Raw genomic sequence first — 22,336 nt, 5'->3', positions numbered from 1 at the left:
GCGGTCGGCGAACTCCGGTCATGGTGAGCACCGCACGGTGAGCACCATGAGTCGTCAGCCACCGGGGTCGGCCCGTGAGATCGTCGCCCGGCGACAGCATCCGGCCGTCCCAGGTCAGTCCAGGCCCCCGTCGATCGTGTCCTCGTCGACGCCGAGGTGGGTGGCGACCTGCTGCACGAGGACCTCGTGAATCAGTTCGATCAGTTCGGTGTCGCGACGCGCACGGCTCTCCAACGGTCTGCGGAACAAGATGATCTTCGCGCGGGTCGGTTGTCCGTGGACGTCGACACCGGCCGGGATGAGCCGTGCGAGCGGGATCGCGCCGTCGGCGGTCACCTCGTCGGGCCACTGGATCGTTTCCGGATCCCGCGGAAGCATGCGGGGGATCTCATCTACGGCGATGTCGAGTCCGGCGAGTTCGTCGTGCCACCGCGCATCGATCTCGGCGAATGCCTCGATGGCCACCGCGTCGAAGTCGTCGGATCTGCTGCGCCAGGCTGGTACGTTCGGCGGCAACAACGGTGTCCGCAGACCACGCCCCCGGCGTTCACGACGCCGAGGGGTACGCGCTGGCCCGGTACGACCAGCGCGCAGTGGCCGAAAACCATCGAATCGCATGGCGCGAGTGTAGGAGGGTGCCTGCCCGATGTCTCGTGCCGGTGCCCGTCTTGCGTCGGTTGCCCGTCCACGGTGTCGGTCTCGGCGGTTCAGGCGTGTCGGGATCACTGGATCGATCCGGGCCGGGCTAACCTCAATGGCGTGAAGCTTCCCCGCCAGTGCTGCAGGCCCGGCTGCGCCCGTTCCGCGGTAGCTACCCTGACCTTTGTCTACGCGGAGTCGACCGCGGTGATCGGGCCGCTCGCCAGCTCAGCCGAACCGCATTCCTGGGATCTGTGCGACGAGCATGCGCGCCGGATCACCGTGCCCCGAGGCTGGGAGATGCTGCGCAGCGAACGGGGTTTCTCGGCGCCGTTGGCCGAGGATTACGAGTTGACCGCCCTTGCCGAGGCCGTGCGCGAGGCAAGCTCCGGAGGACGTGCCGGGCGGGTTGCCGCCGACATGTCGCATCCCGATCCGATTGATGCTTTCGACGACATGCGTCCAGGGCGTCACCGGGCGTCCACCCGCGACGCACATCTCGCCGATCCCGGGCCGCGTGGCGGCGCCACCACACCGCGCCCGGGCCGTCGCGGCCACCTCCGGGTCCTGCCCGACCCCGTTGACTGAACCACTCGTCTCTCGCTGATCGCCTCGAGCGCCCCCGATGGCCCGCGCTCTCCGGCGAACCGGATGGCCGATCGTGCGTCGTCGGGTCCCGCGCTGTGTGGGCACCGTGGCGAACGGCTGACTACTGTAGAGGTCATGCGTACCGGTGTCCCCGATCTCGACGATGTCGACGACCTGATCGCGGCCGACACCGAGGGACTCCTGCACGGGGTCGCACTCGCCGGGGCGCAGGTGCGCTCGGTCGCCGAGGCCGTGCGTGAGGGTGTCGCCGAGCCACTCTCGGAGTTGCGTCCCCGGAGTGTGGTCATCGTGTGCGCCCCGGGTGGTCCGGCCGCAGGCGCCACTGCGATGGTAAGTGCGACGATCGCCACGCGGGTCGACGTCCCCATCGTGTGCACCTCGGCGTTGCCCGGTTGGATCGGTCCGCTCGACGTCGTCGTTCTCGCCGGTATCGATGGCGGCGACATGATTCTCGCCGACGCCGCGGCGCGGTCGTTGCGCCGTCGCGCCGAGGTTGTGATCAGTGCACCCATCGAAGGTCCGTTACGGGATGCATTGGGGGGCAATGGGATCGACCTCTCGCCTCGGGTGGACGTCGATCCCCGGTTCCGTTTCCCCGGCTTCGTGGCGGTGTTGCTCGCGGTGTTCACCGCGCTCACCCAGGTCCGGTTCACCGGATCCCCGCCCACGGTGTCCGACCTTGCCGACGCGCTCGACTCCGAGGCTGCCGCCGATCATCCCGCGCGCGAGACCTTCCATAACCAGGCCAAGATCCTCGCCGCTCGGCTCGGCGAGGGGCCGGTGATGTGGACCGGTGACTCGCCCGCGACCCTCGCGGTGGCCGATCGGGCCGCTGCGGTGCTGTTTGCGGTTTCTGGAAGCCGTTGCGCCACAGCTGATCTCGCCGAGATTTCGCGTGTTTCGCGAGATATCTGGCCGGTGGCCGAGGCTGGGTCGGCAGCCGATGCCCTGTTCTACGACCCGCAGATCGACGGGCCGCGTGGCGATGCCCCACCGCGGGTGCTGGTGGCCACCACCGCCGCCCGTGAGTGGGACACGCGTCGTCGCATCGGTGCCCTGGCGTCGATGGAGGTTCTCGTCGGAGCCGACGCTGACGCGCACGCCCCGCCCGTGGTCGGTGGTCACCCCGCCGAACCGGCCGACACCCCTGGCGATCTCACGTCCCTGTTGGTGTTGATGTTGCGTATCGAAATGGCAGCGGTGTACCTGCGACTGATCGGAGCCGAGCAAGGATGAAGGTCATCGAGGGAGCAGTCCGCACGTATGCGTGGGGGTCGCGTACCGCGATTGCTTCGCTGCGCGGCAAACCGGTTCCGTCACCGCACCCCGAGGCCGAGTTGTGGTTCGGCGCGCACAGCGCCGGTCCGGCGTGCGTCGTGGAGGACGACGGGACGACGATGGGCGACGATCTGCTCTCAGTGATCGAGTCCGATCGGACCGCTGCGCTCGGTGCGCCGACCGTTGAGCGGTTCTCCGGTCGGCTGCCGTTCTTGCTCAAGGTCCTCGCCGCCGAAGAACCGCTGTCGCTGCAGGCGCATCCCTCGTCCGACCAGGCCAGTGAGGGTTTCGCGCGGGAGAACGCTCAGGGGCTCGCCCTCGATGCGCGCGATCGCAATTACCGCGATCGGTGGCACAAACCCGAGTTGGTGGTCGCGCTCACCGAGTTCGATGCTCTCGCGGGTTTCCGCGACCCGGCGGTCACCGTCGAGTTGCTGCGCGAGCTGCAGGTCAGCGAACTCGACCCGTTCCTGGGAATGTTGGTGGGCCAACCGGATTCACACGGTCTGCGCGCGTTGTTCACCACCTGGCTCACCCTGCCGGAGGCCGCGATCCAACGGGTGACCCCCGCCGTGCTCTCCGCTGCGGTGCGCGTGCTCGAATCGGGTGAGAGCGGCTTCGGCGACGAACTGCGGACCCTGCTCGAACTCGGTGAGATGTACCCCAATGATCCCGGGGTGCTGGGTTCGCTCCTGCTCAACCGGGTGCGATTGCAACCCGGTGAGGGTCTGTACCTGCCGGCCGGCAATCTGCACGCCTACCTCGACGGCACCGGGGTGGAGATCATGGCCAACTCTGACAACGTGTTGCGCGGAGGGCTGACGTCCAAACACATCGACGTGCCCGAACTGTTGCGGGTCCTCGATTTCACGCCGGTTGACGTGTCCGACCTGATCCCGGCGATCCGCACCGTAGGCGCCGAACGCATCTATCTGACCCCGGCTCCCGAATTCCGGCTGTCCCGTGTGGAACTCGACGGCACCGGGATGACGCAGCCGGCATCGATCAGTTTCGACATGCCGGGCCCACAGATCCTCGCGGTATTGTCCGGCACCATCGAGGTCCGTCCGGCCGGGGACGCGCCGATGGCGGTGACCGCGGGCCGGGCAGCCTGGTTGACCGACGCCGATCCCGATGTGGTGGTCCGCGCGGCGTCGGCGCGCGCGGTATTCTTCCGCGCGCTGGTGCCGATCCGCGGGTGATCGGGGTTACCCTCGCCCGGCTGGCACCGGCTCGGCGGCTGCGGCCTCTCCGATCATCGCCCACTCTTCGGGTAATGCAACCATCGTTACCGTCGTTCGGGCAGCTGGGGTTACCACCGAGATCTGTTGGGGTACAAGCGGATTCTGGATGAGCGAGATCGTCGCGACCGATCCGGGTCGGCGCGTGCCGTCGTCGACGACGAATCGCGTGACACCCGTCGGCGGGGGACCGGCCGGCGGGTCGATCCCGTCGTAGAGATCCACTCGCGCCCCACGCGCAGCGTTGTCGGCGAGTGCGACATGCAGCATCGGGGGATCGGCGACAGCGGCGACGAGCGGGTGCCAGCGCTGCGGGGAGGCCGTGTGCAGCACCACCGGAGTCCCGATCGCAACCGTGCGCAGCACCGTTTGGGCGATCATCGCAAACGAGCCCGAGAGAACGACCGCCTCGATGCCTGGACCGACGAGCGGCAACGCGACCGCGTGACCGCCCCGATCGGCGCCGAGGAGTTGTCCGCAGCCGCCGGCGGGGAGCACCAGGTGCTCGACGAGTCGCGTGGCACGTGCGCCGTCGGCCGCGGGTAGCGCGCGTGCGAGCCGCGAGGACGATGCCACCGGGAGTGAGGCGGTAAACGCATCGAACTGGCGGCCGTGCAGCCGTATGGTGCCGGCCGGGTCACCGTTGTTCGGGCCATTGCCGTGTGGACCGACATCAGCCGGACCGCCATCGAGACGGACCAGTGCGGCGATCTGCAGGCGACCATCGGTGCCTCGTCCGAGACGCACCGTCAGCGTCGTCGCAGTGCTCGGCCGTGACCAGATGTCGGCAGCAACCGCCCGGAGTTCCTTCGGATCGACGGCGAGTGACCGCGTGGTCAGTCGGGAGCCGTGCAACCCGTCCCACTCCTCGGTCAGCTCGTCGAGCTCGTGGCCGGCGGCGAGATGGTCGGTAACCGAGGTCATCTCGGCCGCCGTGAGCGCGGTGACGGCGAGCCCGCGTTCGGTCAGCCGGCGGGCGACTCGCTTGGTGGTGATCGTCGCCGCCCGGAGTGCGCCTTCGGCGCCACCGCCACGCCGGGCGACGGCGTCGGGACAGTTCCGGGGATCGAGCCGCAGGATCACGAACACGTTCCGGTAGGCGATGGCCGACAGTCGCCCCAGAGTGCGTAGATAGATCGACGCCGCGGGGCCCCGACCACCGATACGCATCCCGTGGCTCACCACGTCGATCGAGGCGAGTGGGATGTCGAACGGATCGATGCACGCGGCGAGAACATCAAGGGGCACTTGCGCTTCGGCGGTCTCCGAGCCGACGTCAGCCGGCGCGCCGAGCCGGGTCAGTACTGGTGTGCCAGGGCGGACCCGCAGTGCGGTGATCAGGGTGTCGCCGGCCCAGCGGGCGCCGATCCGCGCCTCGTCGACGTCGGCGACCGGTGATCCCACGACCGTGCGGGTCGGGATGTCGAACGGTGCGGGGGCGATATCGTCGGTGCGCCGACGCAGACGCGCCCAGGTAAAAGCACATCGGCGACCGATACGCTGTAGGGGCGAGGTGCGTTCGCGCCACGGGATCATCATGAGTGCGGCCACCGCTGCGATCGCCAGTGCCGGTCCGCCCAGGTGGGCGCCCCCGACGGCCCAGATCATCAGGCCCAGGGCCAGCAGCACCTCGATGAGCACCACGTACCGCACCGGGAATGGGCCTACAGCCCGCCGATACGCTCTCGTACCATCCTGTCCAGAACCTCTCCGTCCCGACCTGCTCGATCTCAACTCGCCCCCTGTTCGACCTGTCTCTGCCACGTATCGGTGCACGATCCGGCGCCTAGGACGAGGTGTGCGCACACGACGTCTGCATGTCGGGGCCGAGACGATCGGCGTGTATCGGTTAGGGTACTACCCAAATCGCACAAATCGCCGCGGAGACCGATCGGTGACCCCGTAGTCCACAGGGGAACCGAATGGACATGGGGTGCGTCCAATCGGGTATCGACACCGTCGTGTGCGCAGGGAGGGGATCGCATGGCGCGGCAACTCACCACGAAGGCTCAGGTCAACGGCTACCGGTTTCTGCTGAGCAGACTCGAGCACGCTCTGGTCCGACGCGACGCCCGGATGCTGCACGATCCGATGCGCTCGCAGATGCGTGCTCTGGTCCTCGGAACGGTGCTGGCGCTGCTGGCGTTGGCCGGCTTCGGGATCTGGGGTCTGGTGAAACCACAGGGCAGTGTGGGCAAGTCGGCAATCCTGGTGAGCAAGGACAGCGGCGGCCTCTTCGTGGTGATCGACGAGACCTTGCATCCCGTTCTCAATCTCGCCTCGGCGCGCCTGATCGTCGGCGACGACGCCGCCCCGACGTCGGTCGGCGATCGCAGGTTGTCGGACTATCCGCGCGGTGCGCTGCTGGGTATCCCGGGTGCACCTGCCGGTTTGCCAGGTTCGGCACACCCTGGGATCTCGACGTGGAGCGTGTGCGACCGGATCGACGACCGACAACTCGCGGGCCGGCCGGATGGGCCGCACGCGGTTCGGCTGGCGGTGATCGGGGAGAGGCCGGCGCTCGGTGACCGATTCCGCACGGCCGCACCAGAAGACGCGATACTGGCCTCCGACGGCCGTTCGACCTTCCTGCTGTACACGGTTCGGCGTGGGGACCGGCCGATGCCGGTGCGCGCCGAGGTCGACACCGCGGACCCGGCGGTCATGCGGGCGTTCGGTCTTGAGGGGGCCACGGTGCGCACGGTCAGTACCGGCTTGCTCAATTCGGTGCCGGAGGTGGCGTCGCTGCGGGTTCCCGACATCTCCTCCGACACGGTGGCGCCGGTGATCTCGGCGCCGGGTGTGCGGATCGGATCGGTGGTGCGCACGGTCGGAATCGACGGTGCGGCACACTATTACGCGGTGCTCGCCGGCGCGGTGCAGCCCGTCGGGGCGGCCACAGCCGAGATGTTACGGCTCGCCGACGATCGTGGTGGCGCGGAGGTGGTGACGGTGTCACCGGCTGTCGTCAATGCGGTGCCGCACACCGATACCGCCCTGCCGGTCGGCGAGTTTCCTTCTCGACCACCGCATCTGGTGGATGTGGCAGCGGTCCCGACGCTGTGTACGACGTGGGCCCGAGGTGTCGACGAACCGCGTGCATCCACGGCCATGCTCCTCGGCCGCGGATTGCCGATCGAGTCGTCGCAGCGACCGGTCACGCTGGCCACTGCCGATGGCAGTGGACCCGGTATCGACGAGGCATTCGTTCGCCCAGGGTCGGGTGAGTATCTCCGCGTCACCGGTAACGAGCCGGACAGCATTCGGTCCGAATCACTGTTCTACCTGAATGATTCGGGCATTCGATTTGGCATCGAGGATGTGGCCACCGGCCGGATTCTGGGGCTCGGTGACGCTCCCGCGCTCGCACCCTGGTCGGTGGTCTCGCTGCTCACCTCGGGCCCTACGTTGTCGCGTCACGATGCGCTCGTCGCGCATGATGCCCTCGCCGCCGACCCCGCCGGCGCGCCGGTTGGTTAGGGCGTCTTCCGAGCAGGTGTCCGACCGGGTCGGCCGTGATCGCGGCACATCGCTGGTCAGACCGGGGTGACCGGCCCGCCCATGATGTTGCCGACGATTCCGCGGATGATGTTGGTGCCGTCCTCGTCCCGCAGTTCGCGATACCACTGTGCGGTCTTCTCCGGGTCCTTGGCGTGGGTGACGTCGCAGCGTTTGCGCGCCCGCAACACGAGTTCGCCTGCGCGCTCGGTGCGCGCCGCCTGGTAGGCAGCGAGTGCTGCGGGAACGTCGTCGGGATGGTCGCGGAACGCGTACTGCAGTGCGACGGCGTCCTCCATCGCTGAGCAACCACCCTGTCCGATGTCGGGGGTGGTGTTGTGCGCAGCGTCGCCGAGCACCGCGACTCGGCCCTTGACCCAGGTGTGGAAGGGGTCGAGGTCGAGGATCTCGACGCGATTGGTCGCCGACGGGTCGAGGGCGGCGATCAGCGTCTGTACGCCAGGCGCCCAGTCGGCGAACTCGGCGGCAAGGACCTCTCGGGCGCTGCCCCGTTCGTACGGCGCACCCTCGGGCATCGGGACATCGAAGAAGAAATAGAACCGGCCACCGGCCACCGGCATCACCGACACTCGGCGACCGTCGCCGACGTAGGTGGTCCACTCGGTGGCGGGCCCGATCGCCTCGTCGATCTCCACGAGTCCGTTGAAGTTCACATATCCCGCGTAGCGTCGGGTGACGGGTCCTCCCAGTACGTATTCGCGGGTCCGCGATTTGGCGCCATCGGCGCCGATGACCAGATCCGCGGTGACGGTGGTCCCGTCGGCGAACTCGACTGTGGCACCGTCTGATCCGTCGCTCACCGAGATCATCTTCTTGCCGAAGTGGATGTCGTCGAGCCCGTAGGCGTTCATCAGCATGAGTTGCAACTCGGCGCGCGCGACTGGGTAGGGTCGTTGGCCTACCTCGTCGATGAGTGGCTGCATCGAGAAGCGGCACATGGTGTCGCCGGTCTTGGCCTCGACATAGCTCATCGTCTCGACGATGCCGCCGAGTGCGGCGACCTCCCGCTCGAGTCCGAGGTGATTGAGGCACTTGACACCGTTGGACCACACCGAAATCGCCGCTCCGACCGGCTTGTTCTCGGTGACCTGCTCGTACACCTCAACCTCGATGCCGAGTTGTTTGAGCGCGATCGCTGCACTGAGTCCACCCATGCCGGCCCCGATGATGACAGCCTTCACAACACTTCCTTCCCACAGAACCACTACAGGCTAAGGGGATCGGGGCGTTCGCGCGCGCCGAGGATCTTTTTCCGATCGAATACGATCCGGGGAGAACTGGTGGGAGTCGCCGATGCGGTCAGCGGGCGGCGCTGCCCGCGACGAGGGTCCGCACCATGCGTTCCCATTGATCGGTGATGGTGGCGATATCGAGTCCCACGGTGTCGGTGAGGTGCTGCACCGACGATGCCGCCAGCGGTGCGTGCACCGCGATGGCCAAGGTGTGGACGTCGTCGCCGAAACCCAACTGGCGCAGCAAGATCTGCACGTGATGGGTGGACGCCCGCCAGACGGGGTGCTTCATGAACTCGCCGCTGTCGGCGCCGGCTTCTAGGAGTACGTCGAGATGATCCACGGTCATCTTCAGCCGCACCCGCCCGTAGGCGAGCAGTCGGTCGAGAGGTGGTGCACCGGGGCCGAGGGGTTCGGGACCGGAGAGGTATGCCTGCTGGAGCTCGGATTCGGAGTGGTCGAGCAGGGCATGCATCAGCCCGGTCCGGCTACCGAAGCGACGGAACACCGTTCCTTTACCGACGCCTGCGGCCGCCGCGACGGCATCCATCGTCACCCCCGCGGCACCGCGGGTGTCGATGAGTGTCTGTGCTGCGGCGAGCAATAGGCGGCGATTGCGTGCGGCGTCGGCGCGTTCGGGTTCGCCGGTGCCGGCCAGGCGCAGAGGCAGTGCGTTGTGCTCTGACTCGGACACGTGATGTACCTAACTCTCGGCGTCATGCAGAAATATTCGGACCGTGGTCCGGTTGATCCTATCAATCGATACTCGAGTGAAGGAGGAGATGTGATGTCCGAATCAATCGTTCATGTGGTGGCGCTGGTGGGGAGTCTGCGCAAGGACTCGATCAATCGTCGGTTGGCTCTGGCCGCCGTTGACAATGCGCCGGAAGGCGTGTCGGTGACCTTGGTCGACGGCCTCGAGCGACTGCCCTTCTACAACGAGGACCTCGATTCCGCGACCGGATCGGAGGCCGATGATATCGATCCCGCGGTGGCGCGGCTACGCGCGCAGGTGGGTGCGGCCGATGCGGTTCTGCTGGCCACGCCCGAATACAACGGCTCTACTCCGGCGGTACTGAAGAACGCCATCGACTGGCTGTCGCGGCCGTACGGCAATGGTGCGCTGAAGGACAAGCCGGTCGGCGTCATCGGTGCCGCGCTGGGTCGTTACGCGGGCACCTGGTCGCGCGCGGACACCCGCAAGTCGGTCGGTATCGCCGGTGGTCGCGTGGTGGAAGAAGTGGACTTCGGAATTCAGGCGAGCGGGCTCGACGACGGCGCGTTGCACGCCGACGTCGTCGACGGTGTGGGTGCGGCCGTGCGCGCGCTGGCCGATCAGGTGCCCTCCCGCCTCTGACCACGGCGCCACGGCTCGCGGTGGCCTGTGAGCCGTGAGCAGGGGGTCGCTGAGGCGCGCAAACGCGACACGCCCGGCGGCGCCGCAACACGCCGGGATTCGTGATTGTGTATGCGCCGCGACCTGCGAGTTTCATGAATGTGATTCACAACTTCTTGGGGTGCTCTGAAATGTCAGGCACTAGGTGTAGTGTTCTCAGCACCGGCAGGGCCGAGATGCGTAGAGGCGTCAGCGGTCGCAGGGGAGGGCTAGATGCGGTGATCTGCGTCACGTTCTTCACGCTGGAAAACCGAACCAACCGCCACCCATCCGACGAGCATCTGCCGTTCATCATGTGACCCGAGGAGCGTTCATCAATGGCCATCACCGTCTACACCAAGCCGGCCTGTGTGCAGTGCAATGCCACCTACAAGGCGCTCGACAAGCACGGGCTGTCCTATGAGGTCGTCGACATCAGCACCGACGACGAGGCCCGTGACTACGTGATGGCCCTGGGTTACCTGCAGGCGCCGGTGGTCGTGGTTGGCGATGACCACTGGTCGGGATTCCGTCCCGACCGCATCAAGGCGCTCGCCGCCAGCGCTGCCTGAACTCGCCACGCTCGTTCGATCCGGAGGGGAAGTCGGGATCGAACCGAAGGCGGGTCGACGTGCAGCCACGTGCGCGGTTGCCTGCCCCGTGCGATCCACCGGGGCAGGCAACCGGACCACGAACTTCTGCATGGGATCACGGTGTTCAACCAGATGCGGCCCTTGATCGGGTAGCTGTTGACCGAATACGACGTTCATCAGACTCGGTGGGGGTGGGACATATGACGGGCACCGCGCCATTGGTTGTCTACTTTTCCTCCGTGTCGGAGAACACTCACCGTTTCGTCCGCAAGCTGGGGCTGCGGTCGGTACGGATTCCCGTCGCCGATCGGATGACAGTGGAGTCGTTCCGTGTCGACGAACCGTACGTGCTCATCTGCCCGACCTACGGCGGTGGCAGGCCATCGACCGCGGTCAGCGGGGGATTCGTTCCCAAGCAGGTCATCAAGTTCCTCAACAACCCCGACAACCGATCGTGGATTCGCGCGGTGATCGCCGCGGGTAACACGAACTTCGGTGAGGAGTTCTGCCTCGCCGGGGACATCATCTCGCGCAAATGTCACGTGCCCTATCTCTATAGGTTCGAGCTGATGGGCACCGACCACGACGTCTCGCGGGTTCGGGAGGGTCTCGTCGAGTTCGCGGTGAGTCCCGCCTTCAAGCGTCCGAGCCTGTCCGACCCAGTCGTTCGTTCGGACGTGTCCGACCCAGTCGTTCGTTCGGACGTGTCCGACCCAGTCGTTCGTTCGGACGTGTCCGACCCAGTCGTTACAGTGTCGCGGTAGTCGTTTCATCGTCGAAGCCGTAATCCGTCAACCCCATCCCCGATCAGCCCTTCACGCCCCCGTCCGCACACCCTGAAAGCACAGGAGAGTTCTCGTGTCGCCCACCGCATCCGTCTCCGACGTGACCACCGACACCACCACCTCGGCCAGCAAGTCGGGTGTGCACGCCTCGCCGGCGGGTCACGACCCGGGAGATCTCGACTACCACGCCCTCAACGCGATGCTCAACCTGTACGACCGTGACGGCAAGATCCAGTTCGAGAAGGACCGCGAGGCCGCGCACCAGTACTTCCTGCAGCACGTCAACCAGAACACCGTCTTTTTCCACGACCTCGACGAGAAGCTCGACTACCTCGTCGAGGAGAACTACTACGAGCCCGAGGTCCTTGCCCGGTACGACCGCGAGTTCGTCAAGCTCCTCTTCGGACACGCCTATGGAAAGAAGTTCCGCTTCCCGACCTTCCTCGGCGCGTTCAAGTACTACACGAGCTACACGCTCAAGACCTTCGACGGCAAGCGCTATCTCGAGCGGTTCGAGGATCGCGTTTGCATGGTGGCGCTGACGCTGGCAGACGGTGACACCGCATTGGCCCGTAATCTCGTCGACGAGATCATGGAGGGTCGCTTCCAGCCGGCTACGCCTACCTTCCTCAACTCCGGTAAGAAGCAGCGGGGCGAGCCGGTCAGTTGCTTCCTTCTTCGTATCGAAGACAACATGGAATCAATTGGGCGGTCCATCAATTCGGCTCTGCAGCTGTCCAAGCGCGGCGGCGGGGTGGCGTTGTTGCTGTCCAACATCCGTGAGCACGGTGCGCCGATCAAGAAGATCGAGAACCAGTCCTCGGGTGTCATCCCCATCATGAAGCTGCTCGAGGATTCGTTCTCCTACGCCAATCAGCTCGGCGCCCGTCAGGGCGCCGGCGCGGTGTATCTGCACGCCCATCACCCCGACATCTACCGCTTCCTCGACACCAAGCGGGAGAACGCGGACGAGAAGATCCGCATCAAGACGCTGAGCCTCGGCGTGGTGATCCCCGACATCACCTTTCAGCTCGCCAAGAACAACGATGACATGTACCTGTTCAGTCCGTACGACGTCGAGCGTGTCTATGGTGTGCCGTTTGCCGACGTCAACGTCACCGACAGGTACCACGACATGGTCGAGGACAAGCGGATTCGCAAGACCAAGATCAAGGCGCGCGAGTTCTTCCAGACTCTGGCCGAACTGCAGTTCGAGTCGGGTTACCCCTACATCATGTTCGAGGATACGGTGAACCGGGCCAATCCGATCCACGGCAAGATCACCCACTCCAATCTGTGCTCGGAGATCCTTCAGGTCTCGACGCCCTCGACGTTCAATGATGACCTGTCCTATGCGCATGTGGGCAAGGACATCTCGTGCAACCTCGGCTCGCTCAACATCGCCAAAACCATGGACTCGCCCGACCTCGGGCACACCATCGAGACTGCGATCCGTGGATTGACCGCCGTCAGCGACCAGACTGCAATCACCTCGGTACCGTCGATCGAGAACGGCAACAACGAGTCTCACGCGATCGGCCTCGGTCAGATGAACCTGCACGGCTATCTTGCCCGCGAGCGCATCTTCTACGGCAGCGATGAGGGTATCGACTTCACCAACATATACTTCTACACCGTGCTCTATCACGCGTTGCGTGCATCGAATGCCATTGCGCGCGAACGAGGTAAGGCATTCGCTGGGTTCGAGCGTTCGAAGTACGCCAGCGGTGAGTTCTTCGACAAGTACACCGATCAGGAGTGGCTGCCGAAGACCGATCGGGTGGCGGAGTTGTTCGCTCGCGCCGAGATCGCCATCCCGACCCGCGACGACTGGCGTGATCTCAAGGCGGCAGTGCAGCGTGACGGCATCTACAACCAGAATCTGCAGGCTGTTCCGCCGACCGGTTCGATCAGCTACATCAATCACTCGACGAGTTCGATCCACCCGGTGGCGGCCAAGATCGAGATCCGCAAGGAAGGCAAGATCGGTCGCGTCTACTACCCGGCGCCCTATATGACCAACGACAATCTCGAGTACTACCAGGACGCGTACGAAATCGGCTATGAGAAGGTCATCGACACCTACGCCGCGGCGACGCAGCACGTCGACCAGGGGTTGAGTCTGACGCTGTTCTTCAAGGACACCGCGACCACCCGCGACGTCAACAAGGCGCAGATCTACGCGTGGCGCAAGGGAATCAAGACCCTGTACTACATCCGGTTGCGCCAGATGGCCCTCGAAGGGACTGAGGTGGAGGGTTGCGTCAGCTGCATGTTGTGAGCCTCGGGCGACCATGAACCCAACTTCTGCTATGAGCTTCGAGCAATGGATGGCCGCGATCACCACCCACGGTGCCATGATCGCCGCCACCAGCACCGCCGATCTCGGTGTGCCCGTACCGAGTTGTCCCGAGTGGACCGCCGCCGACCTGATCTCCCATGTCGGCGCCGTGCACCGGTGGGCGACCGCACGGATCGTCGGCGACGATTCGGTGCAGTCCTACGCCGACGTCCCCACTCCTCGGGCCGACGAGCTGACCGAATGGTATCGAGGTGGGCTCCGCGGACTCGTCGAGGTCCTCGGTACCCGGGATCCCGACACGGTGGCACCGACCTTCGTCGGTGCGCGCACCGTCGGGTGGTGGGCGCGCAGGCAGGCGCACGAACTCGTCGTTCACCGATGGGATCTGGAGTCCGCGATCCGGCCGGGCCCGCAGCAGCCGGTCGACGCCGAGGTCTCCGCCGATGGGATCGAGGAGTGGCTCGAGGTCTTCGCGCCCCGATTCCTGTCCCGGTCTGGCGGCGTTCCGCAGCACCTGCACGGGGCGACACTGCATATCCATACCCTTGACGAGCCGGTAGGTGAATGGCTGGTCAAGCTGTCCGCGAACGGGCTGACATGGTCGCGAGAGCACATGAAAGCCGATGTGGCGCTGCGTGGTTCGGCTTTCGATGTGTTGCTCACGCTCTGGCATCGCCGACCGCTGTCGGCCCTCGATACGGTGGGGGACCCCGGAGTCGCCGCCGAACTGCTCGACCTCATCCACGTCACCTGACCGCCACCGATACCGTAGAACCCGCATCCGCATCCATGAGGAGATGATCATCATGACCGCAGGCACCCACAGCCCGGCCGACGGCGCGCCCATCAAGCTGGTGAGCCGCGTCTCTGCGATCAACTGGAACCGCGTCCCCGACGAAAAGGACGCCGAGGTGTGGGATCGTCTCACCGGCAATTTCTGGTTGCCGGAAAAGGTGCCGGTGTCCAACGACATCCCGTCGTGGAACACGCTCACCGAGTACGAGAAGCAGCTGACGATGCGGGTGTTCACCGGTCTGACGCTGCTCGACACCATCCAGGGCACCGTCGGCGCGGTCTCGCTCATCCCGGATGCCTCCACCCCGCATGAAGAGGCGGTGCTCACCAACATCGCGTTCATGGAGTCGGTGCACGCCAAGAGCTACAGCTCGATCTTCTCCACGCTGTGCTCGACCAAGGAGATCGACGAGGCATTCCGCTGGTCGGAGGAGAACGAGCACCTGCAGCGCAAGGCCCAGATCGTCATGGACTACTACCGTGGCGAGGATCCGCTCAAGCGCAAGGTGGCCTCGACCCTGCTCGAGTCGTTCCTCTTCTATTCCGGCTTCTACCTGCCGATGTACTGGTCCTCGCGCGCCAAGCTCACCAACACCGCCGACCTCATCCGCCTGATCATCCGCGACGAGGCGGTGCACGGCTACTACATCGGCTACAAGTACCAGCGGGGTCTGGAGGTGCAGACCGCGCAGCGTCGTCAGGAACTCAAGGACTACACCTTCGAGTTGCTCTTCGAGCTCTATGACAACGAGTCCGATTACACCGAGGCGCTCTACGACGAGGTCGGCCTCACCGAGGACGTCAAGAAGTTCTTGCGCTACAACGCGAACAAGGCGTTGATGAACCTCGGCTACGAGGCGATGTTCCCGAAGGACGAGACCGACGTGAACCCGGCGATCCTGTCGGCACTCTCACCCAACGCCGACGAGAACCACGACTTCTTCTCCGGCTCCGGCAGTTCGTATGTCATCGGCAAGGCGGTCAACACCGAGGACGAGGATTGGGACTTCTGAGATAGGAGCACCCGCCTGATTGGGTGTAGCTGGGGAGACGGAGACGAATGAGATGAGGGGCCGCCGTCATGAGTGACGACAAGAACGACCACCGCAAGATCGACCACCGGAAGGGCCCGGTCACGCCTGCGACGGTGAGCGTCGTGGGCGCCCCACCGAAGAGCTGGACCGCGTTTTGGGTATGTGGGGGAATCGGCGTGGCAGCATTCGTCGCCGTCGCGATCTGTGCGGCCGCGCATGCTGTGGCCGGCGTGATCTTCTTCGGCATCTTTGGTGTGGGCTGGAGCGGTCTGGTTCTGCTGACCCTGTGGGGAGCACGATCGGTGATCGGTAGACCTCAGGTCACCGCAGGCCCGGACGGGATCTGGGCGCCGGCCTTTCAGCTGCCCTGGGATCAGATCCGTGCCCTGGATTTCGTCAGCGGCGGAACCAGCTACGGAAAGATCGATCCGCATCAGACGCACGCGGCACGGCGACGGGAGACGTCGCTTGTCGTCACCTCGCGCGCGACGAACAAGAACGGGCGACCCCTGCAGTACGGAACGACCCTGCATCACTTCAACTCGGAGAACTTCGACGAGTTCCGCAGTGCAGTAAGGGCTTTGGCGCCGCACGTCGAATTCTGGACCACGCTGAACGTCAGCGATTACGTCGTCGACCCCACCGCACAGCAGGAGCTTACCCGGCAGTTGGCTGCGACCGGACGGGTCGCGGTGACCACGCGGCGCGGGAAGGAGAAGATGTACTTTGACCGAAACGGAGTCGGCGCCGACGGCAAGTTCGTGCCGTGGACGTCGGTCACCGGTGTCATCGCGGTCATCGATCTGCACACGACCAGCGGCAGCACCGGAATGGGAAAGAGTACGTCGCGGACACCGAAGCTCGTGATCGTCACGAATATGGTTGACCAGAAGGGAAATGAGCTGCGGCTCCGACCCACCTACGAGGCGAGCTACCAGCCGCCCGTCGAGCATCTCCTGCCGCTGCTGCGACAACTCGCACCGCATGTGCAGATCGCCGACCAACGCGCCGTCAAGTGAGCGTCCCTTCGTACTCGGCGCCCGCGGTCGGCTAGCATGGTCGCCATGTCGATCACCGAAAGGGGCGCTGCGCCTCACCTGAGTTGATGGCCGGCGTTCGCGTCCGCAGGGCGGACGAACTCCGACGTTCCCGACGAGCCCGCTCCCATTCCTGTTGGGGCCACCTCATTCTGGCGCCGCTGTGGGCCCAGCACGGAGCCAACCTGGGCACCCTGCTGCGCACCTGTGATGCGGTGGGCGCCTGTATGGCGGTGCCACCGCACGACTGGGTGGGTCCGGCCCTGCGACGGGGCAACACCGTTCCGGGTCGCTCATGTATCCATCGCACCGGCAACCCGGTCCGGTGGCTCGAGCGTGAGCGCGATGCCGGCGCTCACCTCATCGGCGTCGAATTGGCCGAGGGCGCAACGCGTCTGGCCGATCTACCGATCGCACGGCGACGTACCGTGGTGGTACTCGGGCACGAACGCACAGGTATCGGCGAGTCCGTCCTCGACGTGCTCGACGACGTCGTCGAGATACCGATGGTCGGGCGCGGAGCGAGCCTGAATGTTGCGGTGTCCGGGTCGCTCGTCGCCTACAAGCTCGCAGGTTTGGTGTAAGAGCCGCCCTCAGGGTTCGATGATCCGGTCGTAGAGATCGCCCAACTCGTCGACGGCCTCGGCGATGTCGCCGGGGGCGACTCCGGAGGCCCGCAACGCGGTGCGCAGAGCGGTGGCGTCGAGGTCGGTGAGCGGATTCATCCGGGGCGGTGAGGGGAGCGGGGGAGCGGTCGCGCCGGTGCCGTAGAAGTCGATTCGCGGCGGTGCGGAGTCATTCTCGTCGCCGATCCGACCACTATCACCCGACGGGGAGGAGTCTGGGGCGGGTGCGAGTTCTTCGATCGCGTCGAGCAGATCCGGCAGCGACGTCCCCATCACGGACAGCAGGGTGGTGGGGCGCCGGTCGATCTCGACGGCCACCTCGTACAACGTCGACAGGATGTGGATGCACCGTCCGGAGTCGTCGGGGCATGTGCATGCGCCGACGATGTCGGCGCTTTCGGTCGGTAGCACCAGTTCACCGACGGTGCGCGGCTGCTCACCACGCGAAAGCGACATCACCTCTGTCACAGCGTCGGCGGCGCGCAGCAGCGTTGCCACCGTCGCGGTGTCGACGGTGCGGATCTCGATCGTCACCTCGAACGGTTCGAGCTGACTGCCCTCGACCGACGAGGTGACCCGACCTGCGTCGATCCTCAGCCGATGCACATGCCGATCGCGGAAGTACCTGCGGGCCTGGGTGATTTTGCGGCTATCGACTGCCGCATCGGTGCCGTCGCCGGTGAATCGACCTTCGGCCACGTCGACCAACGCACGTGACCACGGAGTGAGCGCATACCCGCGCACCGGGACCGTGCCGCGACGTGCACTCATCGGCGTGCACTCATCTCGGCGCCGCTCATTCGCTCACCGCGTCCTCGCGCAACCGGAACAGTTCGAAGAGTTCATCGTTGCCGAGTTCGCCCATCCAGGTCTCGCCTGCCGACATCGTCAGTCGTGACAGTTCGCGCTTCTTCGCGATGAGGTCGTCGACGCGTTCCTCGAGCGTGCCGACGCACACGAAGCGTCGCACGTGCACACGTTGCCGCTGCCCGATCCGGTACGCGCGATCGGTCGCCTGGTCCTCGACGGCCGGATTCCACCAACGATCCACGTGCACTACGTGATTGGCGGCCGTCAGATTCAGGCCGGTGCCGCCGGCCTTGAGGGTGGCGATCAGGATTGGCGATCGAATCCCGTTGTTGCCGTGCTGGAATCGGTCGACGATCTGGTCGCGATCGCCGCGTGCCAGGCCGCCGTGCAGCAACGGGACCTCGGTGCCCAGCAACTCGGTGAGCCACGCCGAGAGCAAGTCGCCGAACGCGGCGAACTGGGTGAACAGCAGGGCCTGATCACCCTCGGCGACCAGCGTCGTAGCGATGTCGTGGAGTAGTTCGAGTTTGCCGGACCGGTGGGCGCCCCGACGGAGCAGCGGTGTGCCGTCGGCCAGATAGTGCGCGGGATGATTGCAGATCTGCTTGAGTCGCGTCAACGCCGCCAACACCGTTCGCCGGCGCAACGCGCGCTGCTGTCTGTCCCGCAGGGCCTCCATCAGATCGTCGATGACCGCGCGGTACAGCGCGGCCTGCTCGACGGTGAGATTGGCGCGCACGGTGATCTCGGTCTTCTCTGGCAGGTCGGTGATGATCGACGGGTCGGTCTTCTCGCGCCGGAGGATGAACGGGCGGGTCAGTGCGGCCAGCCGGGCGAGCGCGTCGGGATCACGGTCGCGCTCGATCGGCTCGGCGAAGCGATTACGGAAGGTCGATGCCGACCCGAGCAGCCCGGGGTTGACCAGGTCGATCACCGCGCGCAGATCCTCCAGCCGATTCTCGACGGGGGTCCCGGTCAGGGCGATCCGGTGATCGGCAGGAATCGCCCGGAGTGCTGTGGCCGCAGCGGTTCTCACATTCTTGACGTGCTGGGCCTCATCGACGACGAGATGCCGCCACGGGTGCGCTGCCAGCAACTCGCGGTCCCGGGCGACGATCGCGAAGGTCGTCAGCACCACCTCGGAGCTGCCGTGGACCGCGGCGAATGCGGCGCCCTTCGCGCGATCGGGACCGTGGTGGACCGCGACCGGCATGCTCGGCGCGAACCGGGCCAATTCGGCAGACCAGTTGCCCACCACCGACATCGGGCACACGATCAGCGTGGGCGAGCGGGTGGCAGTGTCTGCGGTATGTGCTTCGTGGGCGAGCAGAGCGATCACCTGCACCGTCTTGCCCAGCCCCATGTCGTCGGCGAGGACGCCACCGATCCCACGCCGCGCCAGATGCGCCAACCACTCCAGGCCGCGCTGCTGATACGGGCGCAGCGAGGCCGCCAACAGTTCGGGTGGCGGGATAGGGTGTGGGCGCAGGGCTCCGGTCTCGGCGATCTCGTCGAGCCAGTCCAGTCCGCGCACTGCGCTCACCGGTACCGGCAGGGTGTCGGTGTCACCGGTGACCAACCCGAGCAACTCACCCATGTCGGGTGCGCCGCCCGAACCGGCAAGCGCGCGCTGGGAGGTGACGTACGCGGCCGCCCGGCTCAGCCGAGCGCCCTCGGCGCGCACCCACACTCCGCGGATTCGAACGAGATCGCCTTTCTGCCTGGATAACTCGTCCAGATCGGCTTCCCCGAGGGTGATCGCATCCGGCCCGTCGCCGAGTGCCAGGCGCCACTCGAACTCCCGGATCTCTCGCAACCCGACCATGCGTGCCGGCGCACCGCCGCCGACCACCGGGCGTGCCCGCATGGTCAGACTCGGCCGAACCTCGGCGATGGTGCGCGGCAACAACACCGGGAACCCGGCGTCGGCCAGCGCGGCGGCGCCTGTGGTGAACAGTCGTTCGGCAAGTTCGGTGGGCAGCAGGTAGTCCAGGCTCGTTCGATCCGGATCCGCCTGGTGCAGTTCGGGAAACGCCCGGACCGCGGTGGCCAGCTCGGTGGTCACCTCATCGAGGTCGGTGGCATTGAGCCGACCCGGCAACACCGGCGCCACATGACCGTCGATCGAGCGTCGACACACTGCAAGACGCCATCGCAACCGGTCCGGGTCGGTGCGCACCCGGCCGGTGTCGTCTGGGCCGAGGTCGTCGATCGGCGAGTCCGGGTCGTCGGGTTCGTGCAGCCGAAAGATCAGGGTGGCCTCATGGGCCGCGGCGCTCGTGCCCCAGCCCGCCCACGCCGACATCGCCGCCGGGCGGGTGGCGGCCGCCGGCACCCCACCGTCGCCCACGAGCGCGGCGATCAGCGGCGTCGTGGGTTCGATCGCGCCCAGTCTTGACGCGGAAGTATCTATCCGACAACGGCATTCGTGATCGACCGCCTCAGCCGCGAAGTCCATCAGGGCGGCGCCGCCACCGTTGTCGGCGAGCGCGCCGGGCGCGCCGCCGGTGATTACCGCACTCCAGGCACGCCACGCCGGGGTCGGCAATGGCGCCCAGCGGAACACCGTTTCACCAGCGATGTCGGCCAGGGCGGGGGCGACCGCGCCAGCGGCGACGAAGCGCCGGACCCCGTCGACGAGGTGCCGATACCAGGCGATGTCGCCGGGAACGGGCAGCGAGCGGGTGGCATCGAGGAACGAGACGGCAGAAGCCGTACCCAGGGTCATCGTGGCGACGAAGTCGCGGCGGCCGGCATCGTCGATGATGTCGATCTGGCGGCGGAAACGCCTACCCGCCAACAGTGATCGCAGGGGATCGGGGAGTTCGCCGGTGCGGCCGGCGTCCTCCCAGACCGCCAACCCCACGCCCGGGCGCCACAGCGCATGTAATCCCACCAGCGACCCGCCCTGAGCCGACGGCTCGCCGTCCCGCGTCGCGAGAGTCGATGACATGGTCTTCAGAGTAGTTTGCGACCCGGACACGACCGCGAAACGGCCGCCGGCGGTGCCAATCTGCGAGAGAATCCAGCGATGACCGCCACCCACGACGCTCCGAAGACCCACGGTGAGGCGCTGGCCTCCGGCCCCACCGTCTACTCCGGCAATGAGCATTCGGCGGGCAAGGCCGCACGCAAGATCGTGCCTCGCCGAGCCCTCGGAGACTGGGACCCGTCGGGGCGCGGGCACGATGCGCTGCAGACCATCCTGGCTCAGAACGAGACGCGCGATCAGCGGCTCGTCCCCATCCGCCACGGCCGGATGGCGGCGTCGCCGTGGACCTTCTATCGTGGCGCTGCCGCGGTGATGGCCGCCGATCTCGGTTCCCGGCCGAACACCGGCATCACCGTCCAACTCTGCGGAGACGCACACGTCCTGAACTTCGGGCTGTGGAACACCCCGGAGCGGACGCTGGCCTTCGATCTGCGCGACTTCGACGAGACCCTGCCCGGGCCGTTCGAGTGGGATGTGCTGCGATTCCTGGCAAGTCTGGTGGTGCTGGCACGAGATAACAAGGTCGCCGACGCGACTGCCACCGAGGCGGTTCGCGCCGGGTTCGGCGGCTACCGCAGGTGGATGCGCACCTATTCGGGGTGGCCGATCCTCGATGTGTGGGCCGAGAAGTTCTCCGTCGACGAGCTCACCGGCTACGTTGCGACCCCGGCGAACGGGGCACGCCTGGACAGGGTGATCGAGAAACGGGCGCAGAAGCGGACCAGCCGAGGAGCCTCGAAGAAACTCACCCACCTCGTCGACGGCCGCCGGATGATCAAGGAGGAGCCGCCCTATCGGGTGCACGCGTTGGCCGACTACTCCGACGTCCTCAACGACGTGATCGTCGCGTACTACGCGTCGGTGCCGGAGAACGTCGCAGCCCTGCTGCGTCGCTTCGACCTCGTCGACGCGGTGCAGCAGATCGTCGGGGTGGGCAGCGTCGGCATGCGGGTGTTCCTGAACCTCGCCGAGGAGCACGAGACCGGAGACCCGCTGTTCTTTCAGATCAAACAGGCCGCCCCGTCGGTGTACGAGAAGGTGGTCGCACCGAGCGCCTACGGCCATCACGGTCAGCGGGTTGTCAACGGTCAGCGCCTGATTCAGACCGCCTCGGACATGTTCCTGGGGTGGACGACGATCGGGGAGTGGGAGTTCTACGTCCGACAGTTCCGCGATGGCAAGGTTATTCCGGATGGTCCGACTGTGTCGCGTGCGCTGTCGCAGTTCGCCGCCGCGTGCGGCCACGTGCTCGCGCGAGCCCATGCCCGTAGCGGCGACGCCCGCGCCATCGCCGACTATCTCGGCACCTCCGACAAGGTTGAGGAATCGATGGTGCGTTTCGCGCACGCCTACGCCGACCAGACCGAACGCGATCACGCACAATTGGCCGCCGCGATCGCCGACGGGTCGATCCCTTCGGCGCCGGGCTGGCCGTAGAGTACTGCGGGTTCGGTGACGAGACCGGAGTC

18 protein-coding genes and 1 pseudogene are annotated in these 22,336 nt (G+C 66.3%); 13 read left to right on the top strand and 6 right to left on the bottom strand.

The genetic code is table 11. The features are described from left to right. Nucleotides 1-114 precede the first annotated feature (114 nt). Nucleotides 115-618 (bottom strand): metallopeptidase family protein, encoded by a 504-nt coding sequence (locus EF294_RS09750; protein ID WP_246007777.1) that lies wholly within the window; start codon nt 616-618, stop codon nt 115-117. Nucleotides 619-759: 141 nt separating this feature from the next. Between EF294_RS09750 and EF294_RS09745 the strand changes: the two genes are divergently transcribed. The 3 genes from EF294_RS09745 (at nt 760) to manA (ending at nt 3,728) form a co-directional block, all read left to right on the top strand. After that, on the top strand, nt 760-1,227 hold the full coding sequence (locus tag EF294_RS09745) for a DUF3499 domain-containing protein (protein WP_123928833.1): 468 nt from the start codon (nt 760-762) through the stop codon (nt 1,225-1,227). Between the two features lie 135 nt (nt 1,228-1,362). After that, on the top strand, nt 1,363-2,484 hold the full coding sequence (locus tag EF294_RS09740; protein WP_123928829.1) for a hypothetical protein: 1,122 nt from the start codon (nt 1,363-1,365) through the stop codon (nt 2,482-2,484). After that, the gene (manA, locus tag EF294_RS09735) at nt 2,481-3,728 is read left to right on the top strand and encodes a mannose-6-phosphate isomerase, class I (RefSeq protein ID WP_123928826.1); all 1,248 of its coding nucleotides are present in this window, start codon (nt 2,481-2,483) and stop codon (nt 3,726-3,728) included. The genes EF294_RS09740 and manA overlap by 4 nt, the downstream gene beginning before the upstream one ends. Before the next feature lie 6 nt (nt 3,729-3,734). Here the strand turns inward: manA and eccE are convergent, their stop codons facing one another. Then, nucleotides 3,735-5,411, bottom strand: coding sequence for a type VII secretion protein EccE (gene eccE, locus EF294_RS09730; protein WP_123928823.1), 1,677 nt, complete (start codon nt 5,409-5,411; stop codon nt 3,735-3,737). Between the two features lie 339 nt (nt 5,412-5,750). Here eccE and eccB point away from each other — a divergent pair, with 339 nt between their 5' ends. Further along, complete coding sequence (gene eccB / locus EF294_RS09725; RefSeq protein WP_123928821.1) at nt 5,751-7,247, top strand: type VII secretion protein EccB; 1,497 nt, start codon at nt 5,751-5,753, stop codon at nt 7,245-7,247. Between the two features lie 56 nt (nt 7,248-7,303). Here the strand turns inward: eccB and hpxO are convergent, their stop codons facing one another. Beyond that, nucleotides 7,304-8,467: an FAD-dependent urate hydroxylase HpxO gene (gene hpxO, locus EF294_RS09720; RefSeq protein WP_123928818.1), complete on the bottom strand. Its 1,164-nt coding sequence runs from the start codon at nt 8,465-8,467 to the stop codon at nt 7,304-7,306. A 118-nt stretch (nt 8,468-8,585) separates the two neighbouring features. Beyond that, the gene (locus EF294_RS09715; protein WP_123928815.1) at nt 8,586-9,212 is read right to left on the bottom strand and encodes a TetR/AcrR family transcriptional regulator; all 627 of its coding nucleotides are present in this window, start codon (nt 9,210-9,212) and stop codon (nt 8,586-8,588) included. Between the two features lie 93 nt (nt 9,213-9,305). Between EF294_RS09715 and EF294_RS09710 the strand changes: the two genes are divergently transcribed. From EF294_RS09710 to EF294_RS09675, 8 genes and pseudogenes are all read left to right on the top strand, one after another. Then, nucleotides 9,306-9,875, top strand: coding sequence for an NAD(P)H-dependent oxidoreductase (locus EF294_RS09710; RefSeq protein WP_123928812.1), 570 nt, complete (start codon nt 9,306-9,308; stop codon nt 9,873-9,875). A gap of 356 nt (nt 9,876-10,231) precedes the next feature. Then, nucleotides 10,232-10,465, top strand: coding sequence for a redoxin NrdH (locus EF294_RS09705; RefSeq protein WP_123928809.1), 234 nt, complete (start codon nt 10,232-10,234; stop codon nt 10,463-10,465). 221 nt (nt 10,466-10,686) lie between these two features. Continuing rightward, nucleotides 10,687-11,133, top strand: a pseudogene (gene nrdI, locus EF294_RS09700) (class Ib ribonucleoside-diphosphate reductase assembly flavoprotein NrdI); the annotation flags it as partial. A gap of 211 nt (nt 11,134-11,344) precedes the next feature. Next, nucleotides 11,345-13,552 (top strand): class 1b ribonucleoside-diphosphate reductase subunit alpha, encoded by a 2,208-nt coding sequence (gene nrdE, locus EF294_RS09695; RefSeq protein WP_123928806.1) that lies wholly within the window; start codon nt 11,345-11,347, stop codon nt 13,550-13,552. Between the two features lie 31 nt (nt 13,553-13,583). Continuing rightward, the gene (locus EF294_RS09690; RefSeq protein WP_123928803.1) at nt 13,584-14,327 is read left to right on the top strand and encodes a maleylpyruvate isomerase family mycothiol-dependent enzyme; all 744 of its coding nucleotides are present in this window, start codon (nt 13,584-13,586) and stop codon (nt 14,325-14,327) included. Between the two features lie 52 nt (nt 14,328-14,379). Further along, a complete protein-coding gene (gene nrdF / locus EF294_RS09685) occupies nt 14,380-15,381 on the top strand; it encodes a class 1b ribonucleoside-diphosphate reductase subunit beta (protein WP_185091016.1) in 1,002 nt (333 codons plus the stop codon). A gap of 68 nt (nt 15,382-15,449) precedes the next feature. Further along, nucleotides 15,450-16,421 (top strand): hypothetical protein, encoded by a 972-nt coding sequence (locus EF294_RS09680; RefSeq protein WP_123928800.1) that lies wholly within the window; start codon nt 15,450-15,452, stop codon nt 16,419-16,421. Nucleotides 16,422-16,507: 86 nt separating this feature from the next. Continuing rightward, complete coding sequence (locus tag EF294_RS09675; protein ID WP_123928797.1) at nt 16,508-17,023, top strand: TrmH family RNA methyltransferase; 516 nt, start codon at nt 16,508-16,510, stop codon at nt 17,021-17,023. A gap of 9 nt (nt 17,024-17,032) precedes the next feature. On the opposite strand, the gene EF294_RS09670 is transcribed toward EF294_RS09675, so the two are convergent. Both EF294_RS09670 and EF294_RS09665 read right to left on the bottom strand, forming a co-directional pair. Next, nucleotides 17,033-17,836 (bottom strand): hypothetical protein, encoded by an 804-nt coding sequence (locus EF294_RS09670; RefSeq protein WP_123928794.1) that lies wholly within the window; start codon nt 17,834-17,836, stop codon nt 17,033-17,035. A gap of 25 nt (nt 17,837-17,861) precedes the next feature. Beyond that, nucleotides 17,862-20,828: a DEAD/DEAH box helicase gene (locus EF294_RS09665; RefSeq protein WP_123928791.1), complete on the bottom strand. Its 2,967-nt coding sequence runs from the start codon at nt 20,826-20,828 to the stop codon at nt 17,862-17,864. 78 nt (nt 20,829-20,906) lie between these two features. Here EF294_RS09665 and EF294_RS09660 point away from each other — a divergent pair, with 78 nt between their 5' ends. Next, nucleotides 20,907-22,304, top strand: coding sequence for a DUF2252 domain-containing protein (locus EF294_RS09660; protein WP_123928788.1), 1,398 nt, complete (start codon nt 20,907-20,909; stop codon nt 22,302-22,304). The last annotated feature ends 32 nt before the right edge of the window (nt 22,305-22,336 follow it).

The organism is Gordonia oryzae, from assembly GCF_003797185.1.
Taxonomy (GTDB): Bacteria; Actinomycetota; Actinomycetes; order Mycobacteriales; family Mycobacteriaceae; genus Gordonia; species Gordonia oryzae.
The sequence above is the reverse complement of the archived record's forward strand: the minus strand, read 5'-3'. Positions and strand labels throughout refer to the sequence as shown.